Below are 21,224 nucleotides of genomic sequence, written 5' to 3'. Positions count from 1 at the left end.
GTCACTACCATAGCGCGATCCCCGCACCTGCCAATTGGGCATGATGATGCTGGCTTTCTGCGGAGTTGGTTCAACGGCTGCTTGTCGCCGACATAGCTGAGCATCAGCTGTCGGCGCAGCCTGATGTCAGCCCAGTCAGCAGCAGAGAGGCCTTTGAGCGGTCTTTTTGTTTGTCGGAGCGTCAACTTGGCCTTGAAATGACCGGCTCCAACCTATGCGAAATGTGCCTGTAGGTCGTGATCGAAGCCAGGATCAAAACGAAGCATAAAACGCCAACAAATGCAGAAAGCAAAATACGGCTGTCCATAATCGACTCCGACCTGATTACGGGGCGCCAGCCTCGGGAAGTCAAGCTCTGCGGCCAAATGCATGCGCGCTAGCTACAGTGAGGCCGGCGCCGTCCGCGCACTTTTGGGGCGGCCAATACGCACCCGGGCGCAGGGCCCAAGAGGATACTGAGGAGCATGGAGGAACGCTTCCAGCCAGCAAGACGTTAGGGAAAACCTGGCATAGGACGGATTGTGGTCGATCTGAATTTGGTAGTTGCGATCGCGCTCGGCGCATTTGTTGCCGGTAGCCTGTGCGGCTACGGCGTGCGCGCTGCCGTGTCGGCACGCCGGCGGGCAAAATTCATGCGAAGGCGATTGTAACGCGAAGGCTTTCTGAGCAGCCGGGCCGCCCATCAAGGCTTACAGCTGGAGGGCTGATCGAAAGATGCAATGTCCGACAAAGCGCGCCAGATCACGTACATCGCAGCCATAACGCTCAGCACCTTGGGTTGGCTGATCTTTCTCTATGAGCTCGCGGACTATCTGCTGGAAGGATAATCATGGACGCTCGCACCCTGCAGCTCGAAGACAGGCTCATCCTTTGCCAGCGGTTGGCCGCCTATTGGTTGGGGGGTCTCGGCGGCGCCGCCGCGAGCATGAAATTTCGTCGCCAGCGTACGGCCTGCCGATCTTTTGTCGGAGCGGGCTGACGCAGTTGCCGCCATCTACAGGGGAGTCGCTGCCCAGTCGCCTCGTCACCGGATGCGCCACCCGCTCAACGGCTTCGCAGAAGAGCGAGCGCGATTCTGGCGTGGCGGGCATCTTCCGGTGGAACCCAATGGAGATCGCGCGGGAGTCTGGAATTTGGCGGTGATGCCGATTGAAAACCCGGGGTGAGCTTTGCCGGTGTGCAATGTCCTGCAGTATCGTCTCACGGTCCAGTTTCGATCATCGGGAGGCTTCGTGCCATTGATGATCAGCCATGAATGTTTCTTAAAGGGATTCAAGGCATTCTTGGACGGCATGGATCGCGATGATGTATCGACCTGGTTGGTGCCTGCTCTCAGGCGAAGTTACGCGCGTCTAGCAGCATGGATGACGCGCGGAAACCGCGCGCCTGAGCCAGGCCGCTTGCCAGCGCCGCCACGCACGGAGCGGCCCTCCCGATCTCCGGACCCGTCGCGCCGACCGGCGCCGCCGCGCATTTAGAACGTTGCAGGGCTTTGCGGATGACCAATAATCGCTCCTTAACGCGTCCGTGGTTGCCGAACGAAGAGGGGAGACTGCTCGCGCTGTTCGGCGAGGGCGCCACAGCTGACGAGATCGGAGAAGAGCTGGGCCGCACGCGTCAGGCGGTCTACGCTCGCTTGCAGCGCTTTCGAAAGCAGCGGGGGCGAGCGAGCAGGACGAGCGGGGAGTTCTTTGCTCAGCTGCCGGAGTAATTGGGTGCGGCTGTCGATTTCTGGAAACATCATCAGACCGGAGGCAGGCCAGCTTGTCGAGCGGTCGATTCTCCGGCAGAGCAGAACGTCCAGGGATGCCGTCTTTGGCTGCCATTCTGACCTAGCGATCCTGAAGCCAGGCCAGATTAAAGGTCGCAGCTTTGTCGGTTGCGTTGCCGTGTCGCAACCTGATCCTGCCGGAGGACTGCCTGTGACCACTGCAAAGCCGCCCGCCCGCTACGGCGCTACTCGAGGGCGCCTGTCCGAGCGGCTTTGCTTTACCTACCGACTCGCACCCGGGAGACGCCCCCCAATCACCCGGGCGCGAATGGCGCCCGCGCCCGCGACCGCGACCGGCTGTCGAGCCCCTTGGGCAATTTATCGGGATTGAGCTTGACGACCGCGCTCTTGGCATCGGCTGGCAGTGCTCCTTCCTGACTATAGATCAGCGTGCACTCGAACCGAACGTCTGGCACCTCTCGCGCTGTGCCCGAGCAAGTAGCCATCGCGCCGCTGCATTTGCCCGTCAGGTTGACCTCGACCTCATCGGGACCAAATACGCTCGGGTTGCCCTCGGTATGACGTTTAACGGTCAGGACGGCCGTGAAACCCTGCTCATGGACTTGATAGGAGCCGCCATAGGTGAAGAAGCTGTCACGGCCGGAGATCCGCCCGTCGACCAGGTCCACAAGGCCCGTGCCCTGGCCACGCGGAGTCCTGAACCAGGCCGCATATTTGCCGTCGCTCAGCATGAAAAACATCCGTCATAGTATTCAGACGTATTTGCAATCAACTCCAGGGCGTGGCAATGACCCATACGCCGCGTATTGCGGCACGGTTAACGGTCTGCAAAGCTGATTCCTCAATTGCCGGTGCCGCATGCGCAACGCAGGCGACAAACTCAGAACAATTCTATGCCGTCATTGGCGGCCTCGACCCGGCGCACGGCGGCAATCGACATCAGCCCCGGCGCTTGAAGGAATTTCCGGAAAACCGCGCAGCGCGCGCTCCGCTGCATTGTTTGAACCACCCGGACGTGGGTACTGCAAGGTACGGCATCCCCGAACTTGGGACTTTGATCGGGTGGCGTGACCTTCCACCGCCGTGTGGGCGCGTGCCCTTCAGCGGGGTTGATTAACGACGAACGTAGGTCACGAGCGCCCTATAGTCTGCGATTGATCATCGAGAGCGGACAGGGCCACAAGCGGAAGTTGGGGCGACGCGTCGTGCCTCTTGACGGTGGACGACAGCTCGCCAACTTTCGGCTGTGTGGACGACCAGAAGTCGGCATGAAAACGAACTTCGCCGAAATCAGAAGACGGGAGGTAGCGCGCGCGCTTGCACGGTTCTTCGTCGGGCTGCCTCTTCATTATTCAAAACGCGAGCGAGTTTGATGCTATTTTGAGCGCCCTCTACATTGCCTTCGTGATCAGGGAACCTAACATGGTCCTCGGTGCATCACATTATGGAGATTTTATGAAATACATTGCCGTTATCACAGCCGCTGCGCTGGCAGCAGCAATCGCCACGCCTGCGCTTGCAGGGAGTGCGACGCAGAGCCCCGAGTGGCTCACGAGGCAGAAGGTTTGCAAGAAGGAGGCTTCTGCGCAGGGGCTCCATCTGTCGAAGAAGCGGGCGTATGTCAAAGAATGCATGGCTAAAGGTTAGCATTGACCAGCATCGCATCAACAACCCCGCTTCGGCGGAGTATTTTTTGTTCGCTTTTGCTGCCACTATTCTCGCCCGCCTTCATGACCTTCTTTCGCGAATCGCTAAGCTTTGTGCAAATGGCAACCTAGTGCGCCGGTGGCACATCGAGCATCGCGCTCTCGCCCTTGGGATAGTCAGAAAGCAAACTGAAATCGTCCAAAAGTGATCTGCAAGCAGGCCAGTTTTGGCCGGTGACAGAAGGGCTTCAAGTCCGCTAAGCGCCAGCTTCTATTCGAGTGGCGCAACGTGAGCCGCGGCAAGCTAGTGAGGCGCACTCGCCGGGTCGACTGCAGAGATCTGCAGTCCCGCCCCTTTGAGGGATTCGGCAATCAGAGGTCGTCAACCTTACTCAGCATCAGCTGAAGCCGCGTCTCAGCCGAAGCAGCAGATAACCCCGCCCGTTCGGCGGGAGGATTTCCTTGCGCTGGCGGCTTACCTGCGAGCGCATGCGCTCGATTTCCGAGCGGACATATTCGAGTGTGCGCATGAAAAACCTGGGATTTTTCTTAATAGAACAAATAAAGATGAGTCGCGACGGCAGCCCCGATGTTCTGATTTTACGGGACCTTAATAGGTCATTGCCAATGTCGAGAGCCAGCAACTCGTCGCGGCAGCGACTTCGTTTCCGCTAGTTATCGTCTAGACCTGCTCGGTTGGCAGTCTCTTCGTGGGAGAGACCGTTATGCTCAAAGCATGCATGATTGCTACTTTCGCGCTGCTTTTTTTGGCGTTATGCGATCATCAAGTATCAAACGGGAAGTATACTGATGCGGTTCTCGTCATGGCAAAGCAGATAACGCGTTCGTTCGGCGTCTGACACAGGGAGACGGGCTGCCTGCGTCAACGGCTTCCTCGTGCCGACGCCTCCAGCCGGGCACGGGGACCTTGGGGAGCCCCGACCAGTCGTCCCTCCCATGCCGAAAGCCGTTTCTCGGAGGAAGAGCTGGCCCGCGTCCTGCAACAAACGGCTGGGCTTTGCTAGCGCAGCAGAGACGCTCAACCGCGTTAAAGCTCTTCAAGAGGGAATGGTTTTTCAAAGACGGGGTTCTTAAACCCCTTGAGCACCCGTCGGCACCGTATCCGCTAGCAAACGCAAACGGAATGCCCGTCCCTTTCAGCAATTCTGGGATCGGTTCAGAACTGCATCGATGCCCGATGCAGATGTAAACAAGAGCCCGCTTTGCAATCTTTAGCTTCACCAGCGACGCTATGACCGAGCTCCGCCAGCATGTCCGCAATCATCATGCGGATAAGCGATTAATCCTCAACCAGAAGCACAGATGCCACAACCGACCCCTAGTGAGTATTGTACCTGAAATGCTTCAGCCGTGCGAGAAAGTCAGATTTGCGGCGACGACAAAACTGTCTCCTCGGACACAAAAGCGATCCCGATGCCCTTGGCCGAACGCCACACGGCTCGACACGGCCGCTGCAATTCCGCCGTCGGAATGCTCAAACTGAACTCGTGCGGAATACCAATTTGACCTGGTACCTCCAAGAGGGCTCCGACGTCCGAGAGGTCACGCACCACGCAACTGAAGGCGCCTCCGGGAAATTGGATCATTGCGGCTTTGAAGACGCGCCGTCGGCGTACTTTGCGCTTTTCCATGACCGCGAGATTACGACGCATAAATGAGAAATTGTTGAAACTTATTGCGGAAAGTCCTGCTCCAATTCTGGCCGTCACTCAAGAGGGCGGTAACCACGAGCTGCATCGGTCGTCGACGGCTTGATGACGCGACGGCCGTATAAACAGTCGATGCCGCTGAACGTGGCGCGAGACTATCTGGTCGAAAACCAAGGCCGGCAGTTCGACCCGGCCTGTGTCGAGGCCTTCCTGTCGCGCCGGGAGGAAGTGCTCGAGATCGCAGCCGGTCAGCAGGCGACGCCATATCAGAAGACCGAGGCCACGCTCGCGCCCATTGTGGATATAGAGAGTGCAGCTGAGGGCCACCGTGTCGAGGCCGTCCCAGCCGAATGAAATTATCCATCCGGCCAACAGCTTGCCGGCGCACTGTTTTCTCCGGTCGCCGGTTTGAACCTCTTCCTGATAGAGTGCACCAATATCTGAGAGTGATTCCGGTCACACTTGCCTGGGCGTTTCGCTGCTAAGCATCGGGCCTGGATGGGGACCGGGCAGGTATCGGTCGAATTGGATGAGAATTCCCATGAAAAGCCTGATCGGCGCTGTTGTCGGCGCGTGCTGTCTTGCTGCCCCCGCTTTGGCGGAGACCCCGGCCGCCATCGTCGAGGACGTGCAAGGCAAGGTCGCCGGTGTCGCGTTCATGGATTATGTGGCGCCGGGCAAGATCATCAAGCTGGGGCCCAAGGCAACCATTACGCTCAGCTATCTCAAATCGTGCCAGCGCGAGACCATCAGCGAAGGCGTCGTCATGGTCGGCACCGAGCAGAGCACCGTGCAACTCGGCGAGGTCAAGCGGGAAAAGGTGCCCTGCGATACCAACGCGGCAAAACTGTCGGAGCGCGAGGCGAACCAGAGTGCCGCGACGACCTTCCGCACCATGCGGTCGGACGCCAAGGGCAACGCTCCGGCCAGGCTGCCGACGCTCTACGGCGTCGCGCCGTTGGTGCAGGCCAAGAGCGGCAGCACCCTGGTGATCGAACGCACCGATGGCAAGGAGCCCACGATCAGCGTGCCGCTCAAGAGCGAGACGATGGTCGGAGGCAAGTTCTATGACTTCGCCAAGGCCGGGAAGTCGCTGACGCCGGGCGGCAGCTATCTCGCCATCCTCGGCACCAAGCGTTACGCCTTCCAGGTCGATCCCAGCGCCACGTCGTCGCCGACACCGATCGTCGGGCGCCTGCTGCGGCTCGAATAGGCAGCTAGCGGCGGGGCGATGCGGCGGATCGGCAGACGGGACATCGTTCCAGCGATCCTGATTGCGCTTCTTGCAGGCGCCGTCGTCACGTCTCCGCCGTTCCAGACGTTGCAGGGCCTCTCGCTCGACATCCTCACGGCACTACGCGGCAAGCTCGTGGTCGACCGCCGCGATCCCGCCACGTCGCCTGTGGTGGTCGTGGCAATCGACGGGGAGACCTACGACACGCCTCCCTTCAAGGGGTCGCCAACGCTGACCTGGACGCGCGAGATCGGCCGGGTGCTCGGCAGCATTACCGACGGCGGCGCCAAGGTGATCGGCTTCGACGTCATCTTTCCGAGCTCTATCGAGCAGTCGGAGATTCCCTTTGGCGATGCGCCGCTTGGCGCGCGACTGAAGGGATTCGACCGAGACTATCTCATCGCCCTGCGGAAGCTTTCCGACAGCGGCAAGCTGGTGCTCGGCGAGATTCTGAGCAACGACCATCAGGAAAGGCCCGACCGCGCGCAGCAACTGGCGGTGAGAAGCAATATCCGCGCCCTCAACGTCCATACCGACGCCGACGACGTGATCCGGCGGATGCCGCTGAGCTTCTCGATCGACGGCAAGCCGGTCCCCGCGATGGCGGTCGAGCTCGCCGCGCGCGCGCTCGCTGGAAAACCCGAGACTGCACCGTCCGGAGCGACCGAATTGTCCGGTTATGCAATTCCGAGCGCGGCGCCGAATACACTGGCGCTCAATTTTCGAGGACTCGGCCGCGACATCCCGACATTCTCCTTCGCCGATCTGCGCGCCTGCGTCGAAAAAGGCGACCGCGATTTCTTCCGCCGCGCCTTCGGCGGCAAAGTCGTGCTGCTCGGCACCGCCCTGAATTTCGATGATCGCAAGCTCACCTCGATGCGACTGTCTGGCGGATATGACGGAACGCCGGGGCCACGATGCGCCCAGCCCGCCCCGGCAAGCACCGCACAAAAGGCCCGCAGCGACATCGCGGGCGTCTTCGTGCATGCCAACGCCGTGCGAAATCTGATCGAACGCGATGCGGTGACCGAGCTCGGCTTTCCACTGCGGAGCATTCTCACCATCGTGTTGGCGGCGATCGTGGCCTGCGCGGCCTGCGTGCTCGCACCGGGTGGCGCACTGATCGCATGGCTCGGCCTCATCGCGGCATACGCCGCTGTGGCCGTCGGTGCATTCGTCTATGCCTTGGCGCTGCCGCTGACGGAGCCCGCGCTCGCGAGCCTCGCCGCACTCGCGATGATGATCGGCTACCGTTTCGTGCTGGCCGATCGTGACGAGCGATTCCTGCGCAAGAGCTTTGCGTTTTATCTCGCCCCCGAAGTGATCGACACCATGGTTGCCTCCGGCAAGATGCCGGCGCTCGGCGGCGAAATGCGCAACGTCACCATGTTCTTCTCCGACCTGAGTGGCTTCTCCTCCATCGCCGAGACGATGACGCCGGGCGAGCTGGTGACGCTGATGAACGAATATCTGTCGGCCATGACCGACATCATCGAGAGCCATGGCGGCTATGTCGACAAATATATCGGCGATTCCATCGTCGCCATGTTCGGTGCGCCCGCCGACGATCCCGCGCATGCGCGCCACGCCGTCCAAGCCGCACTGAAATGTCACACAAAGCTGGCGGAGCTCAACGCCGGCAGCGCCGCCTTCGCCGGCCACGGCCTGTCGCACCGCATCGGGCTCAACAGCGGCGAGGCCGTGGTCGGCAATATCGGCTCCCGCCGCCGCTTCAATTACACCGTGATGAGCGACACCGTGAACGTCGCGTCGCGGCTCGAAGGCGCCAACAAATATTATGGCACCGCAATCATGGCCTCAGAAACGACTGTCGCGCAGACAGGCAATACTTTCACCTGGCGCGAGCTCGACTCCATCAAAGTGATAGGACGCGGCGAGGCGATCAAGGTGTTCGAGCCCCTCGCGGAGAAGGGCACGGAGAGTGCCGGGCAGACGAAAATTGCCGCCGCGTATGCGGAAGGGCTGGCGTGCTGGCGGGCAAGGGAGTTTGCGAAGGCGGCTGATGCGTTCGGGCGAACGGCGGAAATGGATTCGGCGTCAGCGCTTTTTGGCAAGCGCGCGACTGCGCTCGCTAGAAATCCACCGGCGTCGGATTGGACGCCGGTGAACATCCTAAAAGGAAAGTAGCGCAGCGTCGCACCGCTTTTCGGGTCCACTCCACGCTAGAACGGCAACCCCACATAATTCTCCGCCAGCAGGCGCTGCGCCGTCTCGGACGACAGCAGATACTCCAGCTCCGTCTGCTGAAGTCTGTCTTCATACTCGGAACGGTCGGGGAAGCGATGCAGCAGCATCGTCATCCACCACGAGAAGCGTTGCGCCTTCCAGATCCGCGCCAGCGCCTTTGCGGAATAGCCCTGAAGCCGGGAATCATCGCCGTTCTGATAGTGCGCGAGCATGGCGTGGTAGAGATAATAGATGTCGGAGGCGGCGCTGTTCAGCCCGCGCGCGCCGGTCGGCGGCACGATGTGGGCGGCATCGCCGGCGAGAAACAGGCGGCCGTAGCTCATCGGCTCGGCGACGAAGCTGCGCAACGGCGCGATGCTCTTCTCGATGGACGGCCCCGTGATCAAGCGGCCGCCTACCTCGTCCGGCAAACGACGCTTCAGCTCAGCCCAGAACGCATCGTCGCTCCAGTCCTCCACCTTGTCGGTGAGCGACACCTGGACGTAGTAGCGGCTCAGCACTTGCGACCGCAAGGAACACAGCGCGAAGCCACGCTCGTGCTTCACATAGATCAGCTCCGGCGAGACCGGTTTCGTGCGCGACAGCACGCCGAGCCAGCCGAACGGATAGATCTTTTCGTATTCCCGCAGCACGTCCTTCGGGATCGACTTGCGGCTGACGCCGTGAAAGCCGTCGGCGCCGACAATATAGTCGCAATCGACTCGAACGGTCTCCCCATTCGAACGATAGGTCACGTACGGCCGGTCCGAGGTCAGGTCATGCGGCGTCACGTCCTCGGCATTGTGCACGACGTTGCCGCCGAGGCGGTCGCGCGCCTCGTAGAGGTCGCGCGTCAGCTCGGTCTGGCCGTAGACCAGCACCGAATTGCCGCCGGAATGCTTGTAAAGGTCGATCTGGGAGAGCTTGCTGTCATGGGCGATCTCGAATCCCTTGTGGATCTCGCCCTCGCGGTCCATCCGCTCGCCGCACTGTGCCTCGCGCATCAGCCTGGCGAAGCCGTGCTCGAGCACGCCGGCACGGATCCGGGCAAGCACGTGGTCGCGGCTGTATTTTTCCAGCACGACCGTGTCGATGCCCTTGAGGTGCAGAAGCTGGGACAACAGAAGCCCGGACGGCCCGCCGCCGATGATACAGACCTGGACTTTCATTTTTGCGTCCTCCTCGGCACTTTCTTGCAGATTCAGTGCCGCTGACCGATGGAGGCTTTCGTCTTTATCTTGTACTATTCGAACATGAGAAGCGCAGCTCCCGCCCCGGCGATCCGGGTCTACAATTTGTTCGGCGAGTCCGGCGATCTGCCCGATGTCGTGCATTGCGAGACGATAGCGTCGCGCTCGGTGCTGCACGACTGGACGCTGGCCGTGCACCGCCATGCCCGGCTGCACCAGGTGCTGCTGATCGAGCGCGGAGGCGGCGAAGCCACGCTCGACGGGCGCGTGGTGCAGCTGAAGCCGATGCAGATCGTCAACGTACCTGTCGGCCACGTCCATGGCTTCCGTTTCGTTCCTGATACCCAGGGCTGGGTACTGACCATCGCCGCGGAAATATTGGACGAAGCGCTGCTCGCCTCCGAAGGACTGCGCGGTGCCTTATCGCGCTCGGCCGTGATGCGCGGCACGCCGCAGATCCGGACCACCATGAAGCAGATCTTTGCCGAACATGCCGCGCGCGATTTCGGCCGAGCGCATGTGCTGCGTGCACTGTCGGCGGCCATGATTGGGCTGGTGGCCCGCGCGCTCACCGGCGAGAGCGGTGGCAACGGCACGGCTGAAAGCGGTCTATTCCGCCGCTTCGAAGCGCTGCTGGAACAGCATCATCTGGAACGCTGGAGCGTCGCGGACTATGCGGGTGCGCTGTCGATCACGCCGACCCATCTCAACCGGGTGACGCGGGCAGCAACCGGCGACACCGCCTCTCACCTGATCCTCAACCGGTTGATCCGTGAAGCGCGGCGCAACCTCGTCTACACCAATTTGCCGGTTTCGACGATCGCCTATGCGCTGGGCTTCGAGGACCCCGCCTATTTCAGCCGGGTCTACGCCGCCGCCACGGGCGTGTCACCGCGCGCCTTTCGCGCGCAGCTCCACGGCGAGGAGACCTGAGACGATCACACGTCGAAGAACACCGTCTCTTCCGGCCCCTGCAAATTGATCGTGAAGGAATACACGATCTTTCCGGCGCGTTCGCTGCGCCTTGCGATCAGAGTCGAGCGCCGGACCTGCTGCTCGATCAGGTTGAGCACGGGGTCGGCGGCGTTGGCGGCCTCTTCGTCCGAGAAATAAAGGCGCGTGTTGAGACCGATGTTGATACCGCGCGCGACAATCCAGACATTGATGTGCGGAGCGCCTCTGCGGCCCGTCTTGTCGATGATCGCGCCCGGTTTGATGGTTTCGAAGGTGACGAGACCGCTCTCGAAGTCGGAGCCGGCGCGGCCCCAGCCACGAAATTCCTCGTCCAGCGCGCCGGCCGACCGATCGGCCGCATGGTTGTAGCGGCCGGCCGCGTTCGCCTGCCAGATCTCCAGCAGCACGTCGCGCAGCGGCGTGCCGCTGCCGTCGATCACCTTGCCCTCCAGCGTGATGCGTTCGCCTTGCGTGTTCGGCGTCACCAGCACGTTGGAGAAGTTCTTCTCGAAAATGTCGAAGCCGGCCATGGCCGGGATCAATCCGATATGCACGTAGGGCCCGGCCGTCTGCGAGGCGGTTTCCTTGAGGTAGTTGAGCGGCTGCGGCATGGACCTAGTTCCCTGCGGTGCGATTTTCGAAGTAAGTGGAGCGCCGGCCGCGCAAGATGATGTCGAAGCGGTAGGCCAGCGAGTCGAACGGAGCCGATGCGTTGAGGTCGAGCGGCGCGACGAGGCGCTCCAGCGCATCCTTGTCCGGGATCGTCGTCAGGATCGGGCAGACCGGGATCAGGGGATCGCCCTCAAAGTACATCTGGGTGATCAGGCGTTGTGCGAAGCCCGAGCCGAACACCGAGAAGTGGATGTGAGCAGGACGCCAGCTGTTGACGTAGTTGCGCCAGGGATAGGGTCCAGGCTTCACGGTGCGGAAATAATAGTAGCCGGTGTCGTCGGTCAGCGCGCGGCCGCAACCGCCAAAATTCGGATCGATCGGCGCCAGATACGTGTCTTTCTTGTGCCGGTAGCGGCCGCCGGCATTGGCTTGCCAGAACTCGACCAGCGTATTCGGGACGCCGCGGCCGGTCTCGTCCAGCACGCGGCCGTGGACGATGATGCGCTCGCCGACGGGGTCGCCGTCCTTGGCGTAGTTGCGGATCAAATCGTTGTCGAGGGGGCCGAGGTCGTTGTGCCCGAACACCGGCCCCGTGATCTCCGAGACCGAGTTCTCAAGCGACAGCAGCGCCTGGCGCGGCGAGCGCAGCACCGAGGATTTGTAGCCCGGCGCGTGCGCCGGCGGATGCATGGAACGGTCGCGCTGGAAGAAGCCACCGTCACCAAGCGGTGGCGTGAACGGCGCGGGGCGGTTGAGGCGGGGATCCCGCAAGGCTGGCGCCTGGGCATGCATCGGCGTTGTCTCTCCCTCTGGCGCCCCGTTGGGGCGCACGGCTTATCGGGAGATGATGACGCAGGCTATTCTCAAGATAAATAGATCGATTATAATGAATACCATGAAAAAAATCGATCATTTGGCGCTCGATGGCCACGCGCTGGAGCTGTTCCTAGCCGTACTGGAAGAAGGCTCGGTGACGGCGGCCGCAACGCGGCTCGGCCTGACGCAATCCGCGGTCAGCCACGCCCTGAATAAGCTGCGGCGGATCGTCGGCGATCCGCTGTTTGCCAAATCCGGCCGCGGCATTGTGGCTACGGCGCACGCCCAGGCGCTCGCCGCAAAGGCGCGAGCGCTGATCGACGAGATGAGGAGCTTTGCCGGTGGCGTCACGTTCGAGCCGGCGAGCGCGCAGCTTTCGCTGACAATCGCCGCGAACGACTTCCAGCGCGACCTGCTGCTGCCGCGGTTCTTCGATCATGTCGCCGCGCAAGTGACGAGCCTGAACCTGCGCGTGATCCCCTCGCAGTCGCCCTCGCCGGCGATGCTGCGGGAAAGCCGCTGCGACCTGCTGATCACGCCGCTACCGCCATCCGGCGTGGACATCGTGCAGAAGCGCCTGCTGCAAGACCATTACGTTTGCTACTACGACTCCAAAGCGCGTGCCGCGCCGGCTACGCGCGGCGCCTATCTCGCGGCGCGTCACATCACGGTGGTCTACACTGACAATGAGCGGCTCGACTTCGATCGCCGGCTTGCAGCCGACGGCTTCCACCGCGACATCGCGATCTCCGTGCCGAGCTTCTCCGGCGTGCCGTCCTTCCTGCGTGGCTCGCAGATGCTGGCGAGCATGCCGAGCCTGTTGGCGCCCGGCGTGATGCACGGCTTCGCGCATGTGCGGATTCCGCTGGCCTCGCGCACGCGAACGCTGGCCGAGCTGCCGATGTTCATGGTCTGGCACCAGCGCTATCAGAAGGACCCGGCGCATCGCTGGATCAGAAGCCAGCTCGAGACCGTGGCGGCGACGGCCTCGCACCCCGTCCCCGCGAAAACCTGATCCCCGTCAAACCCACTGGTTGCGCCGGGGCGGCCACGCTAGAATTCCCCCATGACAGTGACCGACATTGCGAGCCGGACCTACAATCACAGCTGGCGGCTGGATCCCATCATCCGCAGCCTGCTTGATACCGACTTCTACAAGCTATTGATGTTGCAAATGATTCGGGAATCTTACCCGAACCAGCAGGTGACATTCTCGGTCATTAACCGATCGCGCCATGTCCGGCTCGCCGAGATCATCGACGAGGGCGAGCTGCGCGCCCAGCTCGACCACGCCCGCACCATCCGCTTCACCAAGAAAGAGCTGATCTGGCTTGCCGGTAATACTTTCTACGGCAAGACCCACATGTTCTCGGCGGACTTCATCCGCTGGCTCGCCGAATTCCGGCTGCCCGAATACGAGCTTCGCAAGGTCGAAGGCCAGTACGAGCTGCACTTCCACGGGCCGTGGAGCCATACCACGATGTGGGAGATTCCTGCGCTCGCCATCCTCAACGAATTGCGCTCGCGCGCAGCGATAAAGGGCCGCGGCCGCTTCGAGCTCGACGTGCTCTATGCCCGCGCCAAGGCCAAGCTGTGGACCAAGGTGGAGCGCCTGCGCAAGCTTGATGGCCTCCGGCTCTCCGACTTCGGCACCCGTCGCCGCCATGGCTTCCTCTGGCAGCGATGGTGCGTGGAGGCCGTGAAGGAAGGCCTGGGACCGTCCTTCATCGGCACCTCCAACGTGCTGCTCGCGATGGACAACGATCTCGAAGCCATCGGCACCAACGCACACGAGCTGCCGATGGTCGCGGCGGCGCTGGCCAGGGACGACGAGGAGTTGCGCTGGGCGCCCTACCGCATCCTCGACCAGTGGCGCCAGACCTATGGCGGCAACCTCTTGATCGCGCTCCCCGACGCTTTCGGCACCAAGGCGTTCCTGCGCGATGCGCCGGAATGGGTCGCAGACTGGACCGGCTTCCGCCCCGACAGCGCGCCCCCGATACAGGCCGGCGAGGAGATCATCAAATGGTGGGAGCAGAAGGGCCGCAATCCCAGGGACAAGCTGCTGGTCTTCTCCGACGCGATGGACGTGGGCTCGATCGAGGAGACCTACCACCACTTCGCCAGCCGGGTACGGCTCTCCTTCGGCTGGGGCACCAATCTCACCAATGATTTCGTCGGCTGCACGCCGGACGGCTCGTTCAACCTCGATCCGATCTCGCTGGTGTGCAAGGTGTCGTCGGTCGACGGACATCCGGCCGTCAAGCTTTCCGACAATCCCGAGAAGGCGACCGGCCTGCCTTCCGAGATCGAACGTTATTTGCGCGTCTTCGGCGACGCCGGCCGCGTGCGCAAGCCGGTGCTGGTCTAGCGCCAGAGCAATCTCTCCATCAGGTAAACCACTTGGGGCAAATGCGCGACATCGGCGCGCCGATGCCGCGTCAGTTCCGGTTCGGCGGCATTTGCGACGATCTGCAAGCATCCAGTTCACAACGCCTTCACCCTGCGATGCAGTCTCCTGGCATTTTCAAGTCGAGTTAAGCACCTTTCGTGGGTCATCCGCGTTATGAGCGGATCGCTCCGCTGGGGTCGTTGAGCGACTTGGGGAACGCAAAGTGTTTCGCAGAACAGCGCCGTCGACAAAGGGACGCAGCTTCCTTCACGTCATCAAGCTCGTCTCGCCTTTCGTCACGGTCGTTCTGCTGCAGGCGGCGATCGCCGGGTTTAGCCTGGAGGTGATGTCCTCAGTCCGCGCCTATGTCGCGGGCGAAGCGTTGTGGTCACGCTCGCAGAAGAACGCCGTCTATTTCCTCAATCTCTATCTGCATTCGGGCGACGCCAGCCAGTTTGCGCAGTATCAGGCCTCGCTGGCCGTTCCCATCGGCGACGAATTCGCGCGCTGGGCGCTCGAGCGCGATCCGGTGGACGTCGAGGCCGCCCGCATCGGCTTCCTGCAAGGCGGCAACCATCCCGATGACGTGCCGGGACTGATCTGGCTGTTTCGCTACTTCAAACAGGTCAGCTTTCTCAAGGAAGCGATCCGCGAGTGGGCTGCCACCGACCCTATGCTGCTGGAGCTGAGCGTGTTCGGCGAGGTCATCCGGTCAGAATTGAGGAACGGGGCGGTTCAGGACGGCAACCGCCTGCAATTATTGTCGTCGCGGCTCTCGGAGCTCAACACTCAGTTCACGGTGCACGCCAACCGGTTCTCCACCGTCCTCGGCGAAGGTTCGCGCGCCATCAAGATGACGCTGACTGGCATCAATGTCGTCACGGCCGTGACGCTGATCCTGCTGCTGATCTGGCACACGCGGCGATTGGTGCTGCAACGACAGGCGTTCGAGGATGCCCTGCATGCCGAGAAGGAGCGCCTGGCCTGGCAGGCGTCGCACGACTGGCTGACCGGCTTGTCCAACCGCCGCGCCTTCGAGGCCCGCCTGCAAAGCGAGTTGGACGACACCGCGGCGGGTTCGCTGGGCCTGATCCTGCTCGATCTCGACCAGTTCAAGGAGGTCAACGACAGCTGCGGTCACCTCGCCGGCGACCGCCTGCTCTGCCAGATCTCGCGTCTCCTGCAACAGGAGCGGCGGCCGCACGACCTGGTAGCCCGGCTCGGCGGTGACGAATTCGGCTTAATCCTTCCGCAATGCACGCCGTACGACGCCGTGGATATCGCCGAACGGCTGCGCCGGTCGCTCGAGCTATCTGTCTTCGCGTGGGATGATCGTTGCTTTGCAGTGACGGCCAGTATCGGCGTTACCTGCATCACCGACGGCAACACCACCCTCGAGGACGCGATGCGGCGTGCGGATGCCGCCTGCTATCGCGCCAAGGAGAACGGACGCAACATTGTTCAGGTCGACAACGGGACGACGGACGTCGTCGTCGTCACCTCGCGGCAGCGTAAGGCCGCCAGCGCGTAGCAGCGCTCAGCACTTTATCGTACTGGCAGAATCCCGAGCCCCGCGAGATGCGCATCCAGAAATTGCTCGACCTGCTGGCGCAGCATCTGCGGTGGCACGGCCAGCATGCGCTCTTCGAGGCCGAGCGAGATGATCCCGTGCACGGCGGAAAACAGGGTGCGTGACAGCAGCGCGATCTGCACGTCGTCTGCATTCGGAAGCAGCCGCACCAGGGGCGCGTGCATCAACGCGAAGGCGTCCATCACCATCTGAAGGATGTCATCGGGGTAAGGGCGGTCGTCCTCCATCCGATGTTCGAACAGCGAGCGCAGCAGATTGGCGTGCCCCGCGAAGAATTCGAGGTAGGTCGCAGCCAGCCCGTAGAGCTGGCGAACCGGATCCTCGGCCGGAACCTGGCGCAGCCGCACCGTCAGCGCATTAACGGTCTCCCGATTCACGGTCAGGATCACGCCGTCGAAGTCGCCGAACTCGTTATAGACACTTCCAACCGAGCAGCCGGCGGCGTCCGCGACGTCCCGGACTTTCAACGATTTCAGTCCTTTAGTCGCAATAATGCTGCGAGCGATCTCCACGATCTGCTGCCGCCGTCGAGATTTTTTTCGGTCCCGCAACGATTCGTCTTGAACATTGTTCATTTTCAGGATACTCATTTGAACAATGTTCAATTTAACCCGGAGACCTGCAAAATGCAAACCCTCGCTGTTGATATCGCCTCCACCCTCGTCGATGACGCCACAGCTCTCGTGACCGGATTTGGCCGCGCCTTCCTACGGTTCGCGACGGGGCCGATCGATCGCATTGCAAATGCCTGCGACATTGCCGGCGTCCTGACCGAGCGCCGGGCGACCTTCCGGATGTGGCGGGCCAACCGCGGCCGTGCCCGTCATGAGGGCCGCCACATCAGCCTGCTCGGCCGCCTCTCGCCCTTTCGCCGCCTCGCCCATCTCACCTGAGGCGCGCACGCCACCCTTGCCGGGGCGTGATAGAGCCGCGACCAACCATTTGCGAACCAAACGTCGCCACGCGGAGACCAACAGGATCGGAAGGCAAAGGCGCAGAGCAGGCCGGGGACGATCGTCGTCAACCCGCAAATGCCCGTCGCATCTCTTCCGGTCCCGACGGCCCACCCGACAATGAAACAAGCTCAGACAGCGTTTCCAAAACAGGACTAGTCATGATCAGGGATTTGATGTCGTCACGCCGCTTCGCGCCGCTGTTCTGGGCGCAATTCTTCTCGGCGCTGAACGACAACGTGCTGAAGAACGCACTCGTCATCATCCTGCTTTACAGCGCCGCAACCGGCCACGGTGATGCGCTGGTGACGGTCGCTGGCGCCGTCTTCATCTTCCCCTATTTCATCCTGTCCGGGCTCGGCGGCCAGCTCGCCGACAAATACGTCAAATCCGTCGTCGCAAGGCGGCTAAAATTCGCCGAGATCTTCGCCGCGGGCTTTGCCGCGGCCGGCTTCTTCCTGCACTCGGTGCCGCTGCTGTTCGCCGCGCTCGCACTGTTCGGCGTCATCGCCGCGCTGTTCGGTCCCGTGAAATACGCGATGCTGCCGGATCAGCTCGAGCTCGGCGAGCTCGCGACCGGCAACGCGCTGGTCGAAGGCGCGACCTTCATGGCTATCCTGCTCGGCACCGTTGCCGGCGGCCAGTTCGTGGCCGGCTCCGCGCATATGGGCTGGGTCGCATCGGCCGTGGTCGTGCTGGCCCTGCTGTCCTGGGCCTTCGCCTCCCGCATTCCCGCGACGACGCCGTCCGCACCCGATCTGCCGGTCAACGCCAATCCCTGGACCTCGACGCTCGGCCTGTTGAAGACGCTGCACGCCGACCACCGGCTGTGGGACGGCACCGTGATCGTCTCCTGGTTCTGGCTGGTGGGCGCCATCGTGCTCTCGCTGCTGCCGGCGCTGGTCAAGGAGGTCATCGGTGGTACCGAGGGCGTGGTGACGTTGTGTCTCGCGATCTTCGCAATCGGCATTGCCATCGGCTCGCTGTTCGCCGCGAATCTGAGCCACGTTCGCCCGAACCTCGCGCTGGTGCCGATCGGCGCCATCATGATGGGGTTTGCCGGCATCGACCTCGCATGGGCGATCGGCGTGACCGCCAAGGGGCAGGACATCACCGCGGGCGACTTCGCAACCTCGTTCGCGGGACTGCGCATGCTGGTCGATTTCGTCGCCTTCGCATTCGGCGGCGGGCTGTTCGTCGTGCCGTCCTTCGCCGCCGTCCAGGCCTGGTCCGCCCCCTCCGAGCGCGCCCGCATCATCGCCGCCGGAAACGTGCTGCAGGCCGCCTTCATGGTGGCCGGCTCGCTTTTCGTCGCGCTGCTGCAGGCCGGCGGATTGCACATCGGCTGGATCTTCTTCGGTCTCGGCGGCGCCAGCTTCGGCGCAGTCTGGTTCGTGCTGACGAAGTGGGGCAAGGAAGGCGTGCGTGACTTTGGCGGGCTGCTGTTCCGCGCGCTGTTCCGCACCGAGGTCCGCGGGCTGGAGAACCTGCCGCCTGCTGGCACGCGCATGCTGATCGCGCCCAACCATGTCAGCCTGATCGACGGCCCGCTGCTGCACGCCGTGCTGCCGATCGACGCGAGCTTCGCCGTTGATACCGGCATCGCCAAGGCCTGGTGGGCCAAGCCGTTCCTGCGGGTGGTCAAGCACTACACCATGGACCCCAGCAAGCCGCTGGCCGCGCGCGACCTCATCAAGCTCGTCGCCGCCGGAGAGCCGGTGGTGATTTTCCCCGAAGGACGCATCACCGTCTCCGGCTCGCTGATGAAGGTCTATGACGGCACCGCGATGATCGCGGACAAGTCGGACGCGGTCGTCGTCCCGGTCCGCATCGAAGGCGCCCAGCGCTCGCATCTCAGCTATCTCAACGGCAGCCAGATCAAGCGCTCGTGGTTTCCGCGAGTGACCGTGACCATCCTGCCGCCGGTCAAGCTTCCGGTCGACGCGGCGCTCAAGGGCAAGGCGCGCCGCAATGCCGCCGGCGCGGCACTTCAGGACGTGATGATCGACGCCATGGTAAAGAACGCCATGCTCGATCACACCCTGTTCGAGGCGCTCGGACACGCCTATCGCGACCGCGACACCGGCAAGGTCATCGTCGAGGACGCGCTCGGCACCAAGCTGACCTATCGCAAGCTGATCCTGGGCGCCCAGGTCTTGAGCCGAAAGCTGGAGAACGGCACCGCTGTCGGCGAGAATGTCGGCGTGCTGCTGCCGAATTCCGCAGGCGTTGCCGTCGTCTTCATGGCGCTGCAAAACATCGGCCGGGTGCCGGCGATGCTCAACTTCTCGGCTGGCCCGGTCAATGTGCTCGCCGCCATGAAAGCCGCACAGGTCAAGACCGTGCTGACGTCGAAAGCTTTCATCGAGAAGGGCAAGCTCGACAAGTTGATGGCCGCGATCTCCGCGGAAGTTCGCGTCGTCTATCTCGAGGATGTCCGCGCCTCGATCGGCACGGCCGACAAGATCAAGGGCCTGCTCGCCGGCACCGCGCCGCGAGTCGTCCGCCAGGCGAGCGATCCGGCCGTCGTGCTGTTCACGTCGGGCTCGGAAGGCACGCCCAAGGGCGTGGTGCTCTCCCACCGCAATATCCTTGCGAACGCCGCACAGGCGCTGGCGCGGGTCGATGCCAACGCCAATGACAAGGTGTTCAACGTGCTGCCGGTGTTCCACTCCTTCGGGCTGACCGGCGGAATGATGATGCCGCTGCTCGCGGGCATTCCGATCTACATGTATCCCTCGCCGCTGCACTACAGGATCGTGCCCGAGCTGATCTACCAGACCGGCGCCACGATCCTGTTCGGCACCGACACGTTCCTCACCGGCTACGCACGCTCGGCGCATGCCTATGACTTCCGTACGCTGCGCCTGGTGATCGCCGGCGCCGAGGCGGTCAAGGATCGCACCCGGCAGGTCTTCATGGAGCGTTACGGCATCCGCATCCTCGAAGGCTATGGCGTCACCGAGACGGCGCCGGTGCTGGCAATGAACACGCCGATGGCCAATCGTCCCGGCACGGTCGGACGCCTGTCGCCGCTGATGGAAAGCCGCCTCGACCCAGTCCCCGGCATCGAGGACGGCGGCCGCCTGTCGGTGCGCGGACCGAACGTGATGCTCGGTTATCTCAGGGCCGAAAATCCGGGCGTGCTCGAACCGCTCGCCGAGGGCTGGCACGACACCGGCGACATCGTGGCGATCGACCCGGCCGGCTTCATCACCATCAAGGGCCGCGCCAAGCGCTTTGCCAAGATCGCCGGCGAAATGGTCTCGCTGTCCGCGGTCGAGAACATCGCGACGACCCTGTGGCCGCAGGCCGCATCGGTTGCGGTGTCGATCCCCGACCCGCGTAAGGGCGAGCGCATCGTGCTGTTGACAACTGAAAAGAACGCCGAGCGCAGTGCGATGCAGGGCCAGGCCAAGGCGATCGGCGCCTCTGAGTTGACTGTGCCCGCGGCGATCATGGTGGTGGACAAGGTGCCACTGCTCGGCACCGGCAAGACCGACTACGTCACCGCAACGACGATGGCTCGCGAGCAGGCGTCTGGACCAGAGCGCGAGGTGGCATAAGCGAGATGCACGAGGCGCCTCAATCAGGCGAGGCGCGATGCCCGGGAGTGGTTCTGCTTCACGGCATCGCGCGCACCTCGGCGTCCCTGACCAGACTGGAACGGGCGCTCCGGGCAAGTGGCTTCGCAACGCTCAACATCGACTATGCCAGCCGCCGCAAGCCGATCGCGGCGCTCGCGGACGATATTCACCTGGAAGTCGCCCGCTTCGCCGAGCGTAAGGCGGCGCTGCATTTCGTCGCGCATTCGATGGGCGGTCTGGTGACGCGCGCCTATATCGCAAAATATCGTCCGGACCGGCTTGCCGGCGTGGTGATGCTGGGCACGCCAAACGGCGGCAGCGAGGTCGCCGATCTCCTCAGCCGATCTCGCCTCTACAGCGCATTCTACGGCCCGGCCGGACTCGAACTCACCACCACGTCCACGCCCCGGCCCGACGCCCTTCCCCCCGTGGACTATCCCGTCGGCGTGATCGCGGGAAGCCGCTTCATCGATCCCGTCGCCGGCCTCTTGGTTCTGCCGAAGCCGAATGACGGACGGGTCTCAGTGCAAGGCGCGATGGTTGCCGGCATGGCCGACCATATCGTCGTCAAGGCGTCCCATACCGGACTTCCGCGTCACGCCGCCGCGATCGAACAGACGATCGCCTTCCTGCGCGACGGCCGCTTCCGCACCGTCTGAA

General features: G+C 62.9%; 17 protein-coding genes. 11 read left to right on the top strand and 6 right to left on the bottom strand.

Going from position 1 to position 21,224, the window contains the following annotated elements:
- Positions 1–2,025: 2,025 nt before the first annotated feature.
- Complete coding sequence (locus AC0L2F_RS17195; protein ID WP_473249165.1) at positions 2,026–2,463, bottom strand: hypothetical protein; 438 nt, start codon at positions 2,461–2,463, stop codon at positions 2,026–2,028.
- 586 nt (positions 2,464–3,049) lie between these two features.
- On the opposite strand from AC0L2F_RS17195, the gene AC0L2F_RS17190 reads away from it, so the two are divergent.
- Positions 3,050–3,379: a hypothetical protein gene (locus tag AC0L2F_RS17190; RefSeq protein ID WP_473249164.1), complete on the top strand. Its 330-nt coding sequence runs from the start codon at positions 3,050–3,052 to the stop codon at positions 3,377–3,379.
- A 1,381-nt stretch (positions 3,380–4,760) separates the two neighbouring features.
- On the opposite strand, the gene AC0L2F_RS17185 is transcribed toward AC0L2F_RS17190, so the two are convergent.
- Positions 4,761–5,030, bottom strand: a complete 270-nt coding sequence (locus tag AC0L2F_RS17185; RefSeq protein WP_473249279.1) for a PilZ domain-containing protein — start codon at positions 5,028–5,030, stop codon at positions 4,761–4,763.
- A gap of 150 nt (positions 5,031–5,180) precedes the next feature.
- On the opposite strand from AC0L2F_RS17185, the gene AC0L2F_RS17180 reads away from it, so the two are divergent.
- From AC0L2F_RS17180 to AC0L2F_RS17170, 3 genes are all read left to right on the top strand, one after another.
- Complete coding sequence (locus AC0L2F_RS17180; protein ID WP_473249163.1) at positions 5,181–5,402, top strand: hypothetical protein; 222 nt, start codon at positions 5,181–5,183, stop codon at positions 5,400–5,402.
- A gap of 187 nt (positions 5,403–5,589) precedes the next feature.
- Complete coding sequence (locus tag AC0L2F_RS17175; RefSeq protein ID WP_473249162.1) at positions 5,590–6,261, top strand: hypothetical protein; 672 nt, start codon at positions 5,590–5,592, stop codon at positions 6,259–6,261.
- Between the two features lie 18 nt (positions 6,262–6,279).
- Positions 6,280–8,430: a CHASE2 domain-containing protein gene (locus AC0L2F_RS17170; protein ID WP_473249160.1), complete on the top strand. Its 2,151-nt coding sequence runs from the start codon at positions 6,280–6,282 to the stop codon at positions 8,428–8,430.
- Positions 8,431–8,465: 35 nt separating this feature from the next.
- On the opposite strand, the gene pobA is transcribed toward AC0L2F_RS17170, so the two are convergent.
- The gene (gene pobA, locus AC0L2F_RS17165; protein WP_473249159.1) at positions 8,466–9,638 is read right to left on the bottom strand and encodes a 4-hydroxybenzoate 3-monooxygenase; all 1,173 of its coding nucleotides are present in this window, start codon (positions 9,636–9,638) and stop codon (positions 8,466–8,468) included.
- 48 nt (positions 9,639–9,686) lie between these two features.
- Here pobA and AC0L2F_RS17160 point away from each other — a divergent pair, with 48 nt between their 5' ends.
- Positions 9,687–10,592 (top strand): helix-turn-helix domain-containing protein, encoded by a 906-nt coding sequence (locus AC0L2F_RS17160; RefSeq protein ID WP_007606553.1) that lies wholly within the window; start codon positions 9,687–9,689, stop codon positions 10,590–10,592.
- Positions 10,593–10,597: 5 nt separating this feature from the next.
- Here the strand turns inward: AC0L2F_RS17160 and pcaG are convergent, their stop codons facing one another.
- A complete protein-coding gene (gene pcaG / locus AC0L2F_RS17155) occupies positions 10,598–11,224 on the bottom strand; it encodes a protocatechuate 3,4-dioxygenase subunit alpha (RefSeq protein ID WP_473249158.1) in 627 nt (208 codons plus the stop codon).
- A gap of 4 nt (positions 11,225–11,228) precedes the next feature.
- Positions 11,229–12,017 (bottom strand): protocatechuate 3,4-dioxygenase subunit beta, encoded by a 789-nt coding sequence (pcaH, locus tag AC0L2F_RS17150; protein ID WP_473249157.1) that lies wholly within the window; start codon positions 12,015–12,017, stop codon positions 11,229–11,231.
- A gap of 94 nt (positions 12,018–12,111) precedes the next feature.
- Between pcaH and AC0L2F_RS17145 the strand changes: the two genes are divergently transcribed.
- The 3 genes from AC0L2F_RS17145 to AC0L2F_RS17135 all read left to right on the top strand — a co-directional run bounded on the left by AC0L2F_RS17145 (position 12,112) and on the right by AC0L2F_RS17135 (position 15,964).
- Positions 12,112–13,056 carry a LysR family transcriptional regulator gene (locus AC0L2F_RS17145; protein ID WP_473249156.1) on the top strand — a complete coding sequence of 315 codons (945 nt, stop codon included), beginning with the start codon at positions 12,112–12,114 and terminating at the stop codon, positions 13,054–13,056.
- 51 nt (positions 13,057–13,107) lie between these two features.
- Positions 13,108–14,412, top strand: coding sequence for a nicotinate phosphoribosyltransferase (gene pncB / locus AC0L2F_RS17140; RefSeq protein ID WP_473249155.1), 1,305 nt, complete (start codon positions 13,108–13,110; stop codon positions 14,410–14,412).
- 244 nt (positions 14,413–14,656) lie between these two features.
- On the top strand, positions 14,657–15,964 hold the full coding sequence (locus tag AC0L2F_RS17135; protein WP_473249154.1) for a GGDEF domain-containing protein: 1,308 nt from the start codon (positions 14,657–14,659) through the stop codon (positions 15,962–15,964).
- 14 nt (positions 15,965–15,978) lie between these two features.
- Here the strand turns inward: AC0L2F_RS17135 and AC0L2F_RS17130 are convergent, their stop codons facing one another.
- Positions 15,979–16,599, bottom strand: a complete 621-nt coding sequence (locus tag AC0L2F_RS17130) for a TetR/AcrR family transcriptional regulator (protein ID WP_084777376.1) — start codon at positions 16,597–16,599, stop codon at positions 15,979–15,981.
- A 51-nt stretch (positions 16,600–16,650) separates the two neighbouring features.
- On the opposite strand from AC0L2F_RS17130, the gene AC0L2F_RS17125 reads away from it, so the two are divergent.
- From AC0L2F_RS17125 to AC0L2F_RS17115, 3 genes are all read left to right on the top strand, one after another.
- Positions 16,651–16,917 (top strand): hypothetical protein, encoded by a 267-nt coding sequence (locus tag AC0L2F_RS17125; protein ID WP_063993716.1) that lies wholly within the window; start codon positions 16,651–16,653, stop codon positions 16,915–16,917.
- 221 nt (positions 16,918–17,138) lie between these two features.
- Positions 17,139–20,543, top strand: a complete 3,405-nt coding sequence (locus AC0L2F_RS17120; protein WP_473249153.1) for an acyl-[ACP]--phospholipid O-acyltransferase — start codon at positions 17,139–17,141, stop codon at positions 20,541–20,543.
- 5 nt (positions 20,544–20,548) lie between these two features.
- On the top strand, positions 20,549–21,223 hold the full coding sequence (locus AC0L2F_RS17115; RefSeq protein WP_473249152.1) for an esterase/lipase family protein: 675 nt from the start codon (positions 20,549–20,551) through the stop codon (positions 21,221–21,223).
- The last annotated feature ends 1 nt before the right edge of the window (position 21,224 follow it).

It is taken from the genome of Bradyrhizobium sp. Ken64 (genome assembly GCF_055807555.1).
Note: the sequence above shows the minus strand (reverse complement) of the source record. Positions and strands in the feature narration are given on the sequence as shown.